The sequence below is a fragment of the Microbacterium sp. genome, assembly GCF_047607225.1.
GTDB lineage: Bacteria > Actinomycetota > Actinomycetes > Actinomycetales > Microbacteriaceae > Microbacterium.
In genome coordinates this window covers 1-9052 of record NZ_JASGDO010000078.1, presented here as the reverse complement: position 1 = coordinate 9052, position 9052 = coordinate 1, and the positions used below count along the sequence as shown (strand labels likewise).

At 70.4% G+C, this 9052-nt stretch carries 8 protein-coding genes; 7 read left to right on the top strand and 1 reads right to left on the bottom strand.

Going from position 1 to position 9052, the window contains the following annotated elements:
• The first annotated feature begins 123 nt into the window (after positions 1-123).
• Genes QM591_RS15795 through QM591_RS15775 form a run of 5 tightly spaced genes read left to right on the top strand, consistent with a single transcriptional unit; the run spans position 124 to position 4774 of the window.
• Positions 124-1659, top strand: coding sequence for a bifunctional hydroxymethylpyrimidine kinase/phosphomethylpyrimidine kinase (locus tag QM591_RS15795; protein WP_415133793.1), 1536 nt, complete (start codon positions 124-126; stop codon positions 1657-1659).
• Positions 1660-1704: 45 nt separating this feature from the next.
• Positions 1705-2673, top strand: a complete 969-nt coding sequence (locus tag QM591_RS15790) for an ABC transporter ATP-binding protein (protein WP_415133791.1) — start codon at positions 1705-1707, stop codon at positions 2671-2673.
• On the top strand, positions 2660-3421 hold the full coding sequence (locus tag QM591_RS15785; RefSeq protein WP_415133789.1) for an ABC transporter permease: 762 nt from the start codon (positions 2660-2662) through the stop codon (positions 3419-3421). The genes QM591_RS15790 and QM591_RS15785 overlap by 14 nt, the downstream gene beginning before the upstream one ends.
• Positions 3421-4071: a TetR/AcrR family transcriptional regulator gene (locus QM591_RS15780; protein WP_415133787.1), complete on the top strand. Its 651-nt coding sequence runs from the start codon at positions 3421-3423 to the stop codon at positions 4069-4071. Before QM591_RS15785 ends, QM591_RS15780 begins: the two co-directional genes overlap by 1 nt.
• A 25-nt stretch (positions 4072-4096) precedes the next feature.
• Positions 4097-4774, top strand: coding sequence for a histidine phosphatase family protein (locus tag QM591_RS15775; protein WP_415133785.1), 678 nt, complete (start codon positions 4097-4099; stop codon positions 4772-4774).
• Between the two features lie 40 nt (positions 4775-4814).
• On the opposite strand, the gene nrdI is transcribed toward QM591_RS15775, so the two are convergent.
• Positions 4815-5249, bottom strand: a complete 435-nt coding sequence (gene nrdI, locus QM591_RS15770) for a class Ib ribonucleoside-diphosphate reductase assembly flavoprotein NrdI (protein ID WP_415133783.1) — start codon at positions 5247-5249, stop codon at positions 4815-4817.
• Positions 5250-5454: 205 nt separating this feature from the next.
• Between nrdI and adhE the strand changes: the two genes are divergently transcribed.
• Positions 5455-8163, top strand: a complete 2709-nt coding sequence (adhE, locus tag QM591_RS15765; RefSeq protein ID WP_415133781.1) for a bifunctional acetaldehyde-CoA/alcohol dehydrogenase — start codon at positions 5455-5457, stop codon at positions 8161-8163.
• A gap of 193 nt (positions 8164-8356) precedes the next feature.
• Positions 8357-9052 (top strand): DUF222 domain-containing protein (locus tag QM591_RS15760; protein WP_415133779.1); only part of this gene is annotated, 696 nt, incomplete at its 3' end.

Below are 9052 nucleotides of genomic sequence, written 5' to 3'. Positions count from 1 at the left end.
GGTCGATGTCCCGGGGCTGCGCGCCGCCGGCGCCGCGGGGGTCGCCGTCGTCGCGGCGATCTGCGGGGCTCCGGACCCCGGATCGGCCGCGCGAGAGCTTCGACGAGCGTGGGAGGAGGCGGCATGAGCGGGCAGCCCGTGCGCATCCCTCGCGTTCTCAGCATCGCGGGGACAGACCCCACGGGCGGTGCGGGAATCCACGCCGACCTCAAGAGCATCGCGGCGGCAGGCGGGTACGGCATGGCGGTCGCGACGGCGCTGGTCGCGCAGAACACGCGTGGCGTGCGTTCAGTGCACACGCCGCCGGTGGCGTTCCTCGTCGAGCAGCTGGAGGCGGTGTCCGACGACGTCGAGATCGACGCCGTGAAGATCGGGATGCTCGGGGGTGCGGAGGCCATCGGCGCCGTCTCGTCATGGCTCGATCGGGTCCGCCCGCCCATCGTCGTGCTCGATCCCGTCATGGTGGCCACGAGCGGCGACCGCCTTCTGGAACGGGATGCGGAGGACGCCCTCCGCGACCTCTGCCGCCGCGTCGACCTCGTCACTCCCAACGTGCCCGAGCTCGCCCTCCTCGTCGGGGAGACGCCGGCCCGGACCTGGACCGAAGTGCGGGCTCAGGCGGAGCGGCTGTCGCGCACCCTCGGGGTGCGGGTGCTGGCGAAGGGCGGCCACCTCGACGGGCCTGACGCCGTTGACGCCCTGGTGGATGCGGCGACCGAACCGCCGACCGTGGTCGAGTACCCGGCTCGGCGGGTCGCCACCACCAGCACGCACGGGACGGGATGTTCCCTGTCCTCCGCGATCGCGACCCGGGTGGCCTCAGACGGCGACTGGGACGCGGCGGTCGCGGAGTCCAAGCGGTGGCTCCTGGAGAGCATCCGCGGTGCTGACGGGCTGCACGTGGGCTCGGGGAACGGCCCGGTGCATCACTTCGCGGGGCTGTGGGAGCGCGGGGGCCTCCGAACCCGCCCGACGCCCGACGAGGTGCGTGAGGAGTGGTGGCGCTCGATCGCCGACGTCCGCGCCGAGATCGACCGCCTGCCGTTCGTGCGCGGCCTCGGCGACGGCACGCTCCCGCGCGAACCGTTCCTCTGGTACCTCGCGCAGGACGCGCTCTACCTCCGCGACTACGCGCGCCTGCTCGCGGAGGCGAGCCGGCAGGCGCCGTCGCGGGACGAGCAGGCGTTCTGGGCACGGAGTGCATCCGGCGCGCTCGACGGCGAGCTGCAGCTGCACGACGAGTGGTTGTCGCCGGTTCCGGGCGGCGAGGTCGCTCCCGCTCCGTCGACCACCGCCTACCTCGACCACCTCCACGCCTCGGCCCGGGAGGGGTACGACGTCCTGATCGCCGCGCTCCTTCCGTGCTTCTGGCTGTACCAGGACGTCGGGGCCCGGCTGGAGCGGCGGTCCCACGCCGCGCACCCCTATGCCTCGTGGCTGGAGACCTACGCGGATCCGGGCTTCTCGGTGGCGACGGAGACCGCCCTCGGATGGGTGGCGCGGGCCGCCGCACGCGCAGGCGAGGACCACCGCCGTCGGATGGCCGACGCGTTCCGCGCCTCCGCCGTTCACGAGCGTGAGTTCTTCGCCGCCCCGCTGCTCGAGGAGTCGCCCTCGTCGGCTGGTTCGCGTCCACGCTTCAATAAGTCTACAGTGTAGATAAACGGAGTCGCGAGAGCCGCGATCCCGCGACGAGGGAGCGACATGAACGCGCGAGTGAGCACCGACAGCAGGGGACTGGAGGCGCGAGAGATCGCGGTGCGACGCGCAGGCCGGCGGGTGCTCCGAGCCGCGACCCTCGCCGTCGCGCCCGGCGAGGTCGTGGGTCTTCTCGGGGCCAACGGTGCGGGAAAGTCCACGTTCATCGAGGTCGCTTCCGGCCTCCGGACGCCGGACCGCGGATCGGTGACCGTCGGCGGCATCCCCGTCGGCGAGCGGGGGGCCGCGGCGAGGGTGGGGCTGGCCGCACAGGACACCGCCGTCTACCCGGCCCTGACCGCGACCGAGAACCTCGAGGCGGTCGCTCGCCTCTACGGGGCGCGACGGAGGGCCGCACGGCGACGCGTCGCCGAGGTGCTGGAGATGCTCGGTCTCACGGCGCAGGCGACGACCCGCGCCGATCGTCTCAGCGGCGGGCAGCGCCGGCGATTGCATACCGGCATGGCGCTCGTCCACCGCCCGTCGGTGCTCTTCCTCGACGAGCCGACGGTCGGATCCGACGTCGAGTCGCGGCGGCGGATCATCGACCTGGTCCGCGCGCTCGCCGCCGAGGGGGCAGCCATCGTCTACACCACCCACTACCTCCCCGAGCTCGAAGAGGTGAACGCTCGCATCGCCCTCCTGCACGACGGCACCATCCGCTCTCTCGGTACGGTCCGTGAGGTCGTGGACGTGTGGGGGAGCGGCCGCGTGGCGCTACGGCTGCGCAACGCCGAGGGCGTCCCACTGCCGCCGGGATGGCGACAGGAGGGCGATCTGCTCGTGCGCGATGCGCGAGGCAGCGATCTGGCACGGGTCCTTGCTTCCGGCATCGACGAGCTCGGCGCACATGCCGGCGAGGTCGTCGATGTCCGGGTGGAGCGCTCTTCGCTCGATGTCGCATATCTCCGGCTCCGCGAGCATGCCGAGGCGACCGCCCGCTACGAAGAGGGCGACGCGCATGTGGCGGCATAGCCTCGCCGTCGCCGCCATCGACGCGCGGATCCTGCGGAAGGATCCCGCTCCGGTCGCCGTCATGATCGTTCTCCCGCTCCTGTTCGTTCCGTTCTTCGCCCCCGGCGCCAGTGCGCAGTTGGCGGCGGCCGGACGGGCCGGTCTCGACGGGGCCGCGTACGCCGTCCCGAGTCTCGCGGTGCTGTTCGCACTGCTGTGCGTGCAGCAGGTCATCGGCGCGCTGTATCGGGATCGGCAATGGGGGACCTGGGATCGCCTCCGGGCCTCGCCCGCGCCGCGGTCGGCTGTTCTCCTCGGCAAGTCGCTGACCGCGCTCGGGGCGCAGGTGGCGCAACTTCTCGTCGTGCTCGTCGGCGGCGCGGTGCTCTTCGGCTTCCGTCCACGCGGCGACGTGGCGGCTCTGATCCTCATCGCCACTCTGTTCGGGGCGGTCATGGTCGCCCTCGGCCTCGTGTTGTTCTCGCTCTTCCGCTCGGATGTGCATGCTCTCGTCGTCTGCAATATCGTGGCGATGGTGATGGCGGGTCTCGGCGGTGCGTTCGGGCCCGTCACCGGTCTCCCCGCGGCGATGCAGGGCGCCGCCCTCGCGTCGCCGGCGTACTGGGCGATCGAGGCGATGACCTCTCTCAGCCTCGACGGCGGGGGCTTCGTCGACGTCCTTCCCACAGTCGCGGTTCTGACGCTGTGGACGGCGGCGCTCATCGCGTTCGCGGCACTCCGGCTTCGCCGTCGCGGGGGAGGCTCCTGATGTCGCCGCGACCGGCGCGCTTCACTCGCGAGGACGCGGTCTCGGCCGCCTTCGCCCTCGCCTCCGCGCACGGCGCCGAGCATGTGACGATGCGTCGCGTCGCGGGCGAGCTGGGTGTGGATCCCATGGCGCTCTACCGCCACTTCTCTGCGCGCGACGAGCTCATGGCGGCGATCGCCGATCGTTTCTGGGAGCGCCTGGAGCTGCCGGAGGAGTCCGCGTCGGCGTCGTGGCAGGACTACGCACACGCACTCATGGCCGGCGTGCGCGCACAGCTCGGACGCGATCCCGGGGTGATCCCGATCGTCGCGACGCATCCCATCGGCTCTCCCGCGGCGCTCGCGGCGGCTGACGGGGCCGTGGGCGCGCTGCTGCGGACCGGGGCCCCCGTCCACGCCGCGCTCGGCGATCTCGTGAACGTGCTGGTCATGCTCACGGTGGCCTCGGCGCTGGGCGAGTTCGCGCCGCGTGCCGGCTCGTCGCCCCCCGGCATCGCCGACGAGCGGGAGACACCGTCGGAGGACGCGGACGCCCTGGCCGCCCTTCCCCATCTCGGTGCGCTGATGGCGGCCGGGTGGCGGTCCTCACAGCAAAGACAGTTCGACGCCGCGATCCGGGCCGTGCTGGCCGGCTGGAGATGGCAACCATGACGATCGTGAAGAAGGGACGACGCGCATGAGGACGCTCTACATCGTCACGCACCCCGAGGCCACTCATCACGTGGAGGGACGTGTCGGGGGCTGGTACGACTCCGAGCTCACCCCGACCGGGCTCGATCACGCCGCCGCCGTGGCTCGCCGGCTGGAGGAGCGGATCCCGCACGGCGCGCGCGTCGAGCTCTATACGTCCGACCTGTGCCGCACTGCGCAGACCGCCGAGGCGATCGGTCGTCGTCTCGGCGTCGCCGCGATCGAAGACGCCCGCCTGCGAGAGAAGTCGTACGGCGCGGCCGAAGGCCGGCCGCAGTCTTGGTTGGACGAGCGCTTCCTCACCCCGCCGCCGCATGGCGAGCGGCTGGAACACGACGAAGGGATCGACGGGGCAGAGACCATGGCGCACTTCGGCGCGCGCGTCTACGCCGCGATGGACGACATCCTCGCGTCATCGAGTGACCACCAGATCGTCTCCACGCACGGTGGGGCGCTGACGTTCGTGGCCGCGGCCTTCCTGCGCCTTCCGCTCGAGGGCCTGCAGTACTTCCGGTTGCGTGCTCGCCCGGGCGGGATCACCGTGCTGCAGGAGGATGACCACTTCCACAACCGCTCGCTCCGGGAACTGAGCGACACGACCCACCTCCCCGCTCCACCCGCCCCCGCTCCACCCGCCCGAGTGTCCACGACGCGCCGCGCCTGACCGGCCCGAGTCGGCGTGTCGTGGACGCTCGCCGGAAGGATCAGGGCGTGGCCGCGTCCAGTGCGGCGTCGAGCTCGGCGAGGATCTCCGCGCACCGTGTGACGTCTTCCGGGGTCCCCGCGAGCTCGAACTCGAAGAGGATGGGGCGCCCGGAGCGGGCGGCCAGCCGGCGCGCGGCCGCTTGGTAGTAGACCCCGAAGTTGCGGTTGCCGGATCCGATGATGCCGATGAGTCGTCGCCGGTTCATGGGGGAGCGGAGGAAGGAGCGCACCCCCGCCGGGAGGGTCACCTCGTTGGCGTTGCCCGCTTTGTACGACGGCGTGAGCAGCACCCACGGTCCGGCGACCTCGTGGCGCCGCACCGGCGCGTGAGCGAGGTTGAACACGTCGCGCCCGTCGAGGCGGGAGAGTGCTTCGGCGAAGCGGCCGGTGAGGTTCGACACCGAGGAGTAGTAGTAGAGCGGCACCTTCGGCATGGCTCCAGTGTGATCCGGAACCCCTGCCCCCCGCCGGTCGGATCGACGTGAGAAAGAGGGGATCTCCGCCGCCCGCCTTATTCACGGCGCGAACCTTGTGTGGTCAGACCACAGGGTGCATAATGAAGGGACAAGGGCGGGGAACGATCCCGACCCGAACCAGCAAGGGTGCGGATCCTGCATCCGCGCCGGGTAGGAGAACCCAATGTCCACGTCGATCGATGCTCTGGTCGAACGCGCTCAGGTCGCTCTCGCGGAGTACGCATCATTCACGCAGGAGCAGGTCGACCACATCGTCCGCAAGGCGTCTGTGGCCGCGCTGCACCACCACGGTGATCTCGCGGTGCTCGCGGTGGAGGAGACCGGTCGCGGCCTGTTCGAAGACAAGGCCGTGAAGAACATGTTCGCGTGCGAGCACGTGACGAACTCGATCATCAACCAGAAGACGGTCGGGGTGATCTCCCACGACGAACTCACCGGGATCACCGAGATCGCCGACCCCGTGGGCGTCATCTGCGCGCTCACCCCGGTCACCAACCCGACGTCCACCGCCATCTTCAAGTCGCTCATCGCGCTGAAGACCCGCAACCCGATCGTGTTCGGCTTCCACCCCTCGGCTCAGAAGTGCTCCGTCGCCGCGGCACGCATCGTCCGCGATGCGGCGGTGGCGGCCGGCGCCCCCGTCGACTGCATCCAGTGGATCGAGGAGCCCTCCATGGAGGCCTCCGGTGCCCTCATGAACCACCCCGGCGTGGCCCTCATCCTCGCGACCGGCGGCAACGCGATGGTCCGCGCCGCCTACTCCTGCGGCAAGCCGGCCCTCGGCGTCGGCGCCGGCAACGTTCCGGCGTTCATCGAGCGCACGGCGAAGGTCGGTCGCGCCGTCAACGACATCGTCCTGTCCAAGTCGTTCGACATGGGCATGGTGTGTGCCAGCGAGCAGGCCGTCATCCTCGACGAGCCCATCGCCGACGAGGCTCTGGCCGAGTTCGAGCGCCTGCACGCGTACCGCGCGACGCCGGCGGAGAAGACGATGCTCGAGGAGTTCATCTTCGGTGTCGCGGCCGGGAGCGAGAACTGCGCGGGTGCGAAGCTCAACCCGACGGTCGTCGGTCAGTCGCCGCAGTGGATCGCCGAGAAGGCGGGCTTCACGGTCCCGGAGGACACGTCGATCATCCTCGCCGACGTCACCGGCGTCGGGCCCCACGAGCCGCTGACCCGCGAGAAGCTGGCCCCCGTGCTCGCCGTGCTGCGTGCCGCCACGCCCGACGAGGGCATCGACCTGGCTCGTCAGATGGTCGACTTCGATGGCCTCGGGCACTCCGGTGCGATCCACTCGAACGACCAGGCCGTCATCGCGAAGTTCGGCGAGGTGGTACGGGCCGTCCGCATCATCGAGAACAGCCCGTCGGCTCTCGGTGGTATCGGCGACATCTACAACGCCTTCATGCCTTCGCTCACGCTGGGCTGCGGCTCCTACGGTCACAACTCGGTCTCCAACAACGTCTCGGCGGTGAACCTCTTGAACGTCAAGCGCATCGGTCGTCGCAACAACAACCTGCAGTGGTTCAAGGTGCCGGCCAAGACCTACTTCGAGCCGAACGCCATCCGCTACCTCGCCGACATGCGGGGCCTGGAGCGGGTGACGATCGTCACCGACGAGACCATGACCAAGCTCGGCTACGTCGACAAGATCATGGACGTGCTGAACCGCCGTGAGAACCGCGTGCAGGTGCAGCTGCTCAACCAGGTGCGCCCCGAGCCGAAGGTCTCCGAGGTCCGCGCGGGTGCCGAGCAGATGCGCCAGTTCCAGCCCGACACGATCATCGCGCTGGGCGGCGGGTCGCCGATGGACGCGTCGAAGGTCATGTGGCTGCTCTACGAGAACCCCGAGGTGGAGTTCTCCGACATGTGCGAGAAGTTCTTCGACGTCCGCAAGCGCGCGTTCAAGTTCCCCGAGCTCGGAAAGCTCGCGAAGCTCGTCTGCATTCCGACGACCTCCGGCACCGGCTCGGAGATGACGCCGTTCGCGGTGATCACCGACGACGAGACCGGGATGAAGTACCCGCTCGCCGACTACGCCCTCACTCCGTCGGTCGCCATCATCGACCCCGAGCTGACGAAGGTGCTCCCCGGCTTCCTCGTCGCCGACGCCGGGTTCGACGCCCTGACCCACGCCACCGAGGCGTACGTGTCGGTCTACGCGAACGACTACACCGACGGGCTCTGCCTCCACGCGATCAAGCTCATCTTCGAGAACATCGAGCTGAGCGCGAAGGCGCAGCCGAACTCGACCGACGCGGCGGAACTGAAGGCGCGCGAGAAGATGCACAACGCGGCATCGATCTCGGGCATGGCCTTCGGCAACGCGTTCCTCGGGATCGTCCACGCAATGGCCCACGTGACCGGTGCGACGTATCACCTGATCCACGGGCGCACGAACGCGGTCTACCTGCCGCACGTCATCCGCTACAACGGACGGGTGCCCTCCAAGCTCACGAGCTGGCCGAAGTACGAACGCTACGTCGCCCCGGAGCGGTTCCAGGAGATCGCTGCTCACCTGGGTCTTCCGGCTTCGACGCCGGAGGAGGGCGTGGAGAGCTACGCGCGGGCCGTCGAGGCACTGCGTGACCGCGTCGGGATCGAGCGTTCGTTCCAGCAGCAGGGCGTCGACGAGACCGCGTTCATCGCCGGTCTCCACGACCTCGCCATGGCCGCCTACCGCGACCAGTGCGCGCCCGCCAACCCGCGGATGCCGATGATCGAGGACATGAAGACGCTCATGGAAGCGGCCTACTACGGCACGTCGTTCGACGAGGTGCGGGCCCAGCGCAAGGGCACCCACGCCGAGAGCGAGGCCGTGACCGGCACCGTCAAGACGGTCAAGAAGGGCCGCTCGAAGACCACCGCCTGATCGGACGGGCCACTGCGGGGCCGGGGGAGCATACCCGGCCCCGCAGTGGTGCGCCCGGGCGCCGGGCCGACGCGCGTCGGTGGCGGCCGCGCCATTCCTCCCCAAACGAACTATCGCCCGATCCCTCCACAGAACGTCACCTGATCGGCGGTTTTGTGCCGAGAGCGTCGGTGCCCCCGGAAAGGATGGGGGCATGGCGAATGACGTGGCGATCACCCCCGGCGGCGGGCACGCCCGCGTCGAGGCGCTCCTCAACGCCCTTGACCACAATCGCCGCCGCCGCGCCGCTCTCGATGCGGAGGAGACCGTCCTTCTGGCAGCCGCCGTCGATCTGGCGCAAGACCAGGCAGACGCACTAGGCACGTCATCAGCCCGTGACATCCCGATGCGATCGCTCTGCGCACAGATCGGAGCGATGTGGCGCGTTTCGGATCGGACGGTGCAGCGCCGCATGTCCGACGCTGTCGTGGTCGCGGGTGCATTCGGCGCCACGCTTGCCGCGCTGGCGGCGGGGGAGATCTCGCGAGCGCACCTGGCCGTGATCGTCGAAGCCGGCCTCGCGCTCGCCGACGACTCTCGGGGGCGGTACGAGGCGGCGGTGCTGGAGGTCGCTCGACGCGAGACGCCGGGGCGGACGAAGCCGTCCGCGCAGCTGCTCGCCGCACGCCTGCATCCGATCCCGATCGACGCGCGCCACGCGGTGGCCGCGGCGACCAGAGACGTCCACGTGCGTGATCTCCCCGACGGCATGGCGGAGCTCATCGCCACTCTGCCCGCGTACCTGGCCCACGGGATCCGTGACCGTCTCGACGGGTTCGCGCGACGCGAGATCGCCGCGCGCGCCGCTGGGAGCACGGCCCGCGACGGGGGCGACGCCCGCGACGGGGGC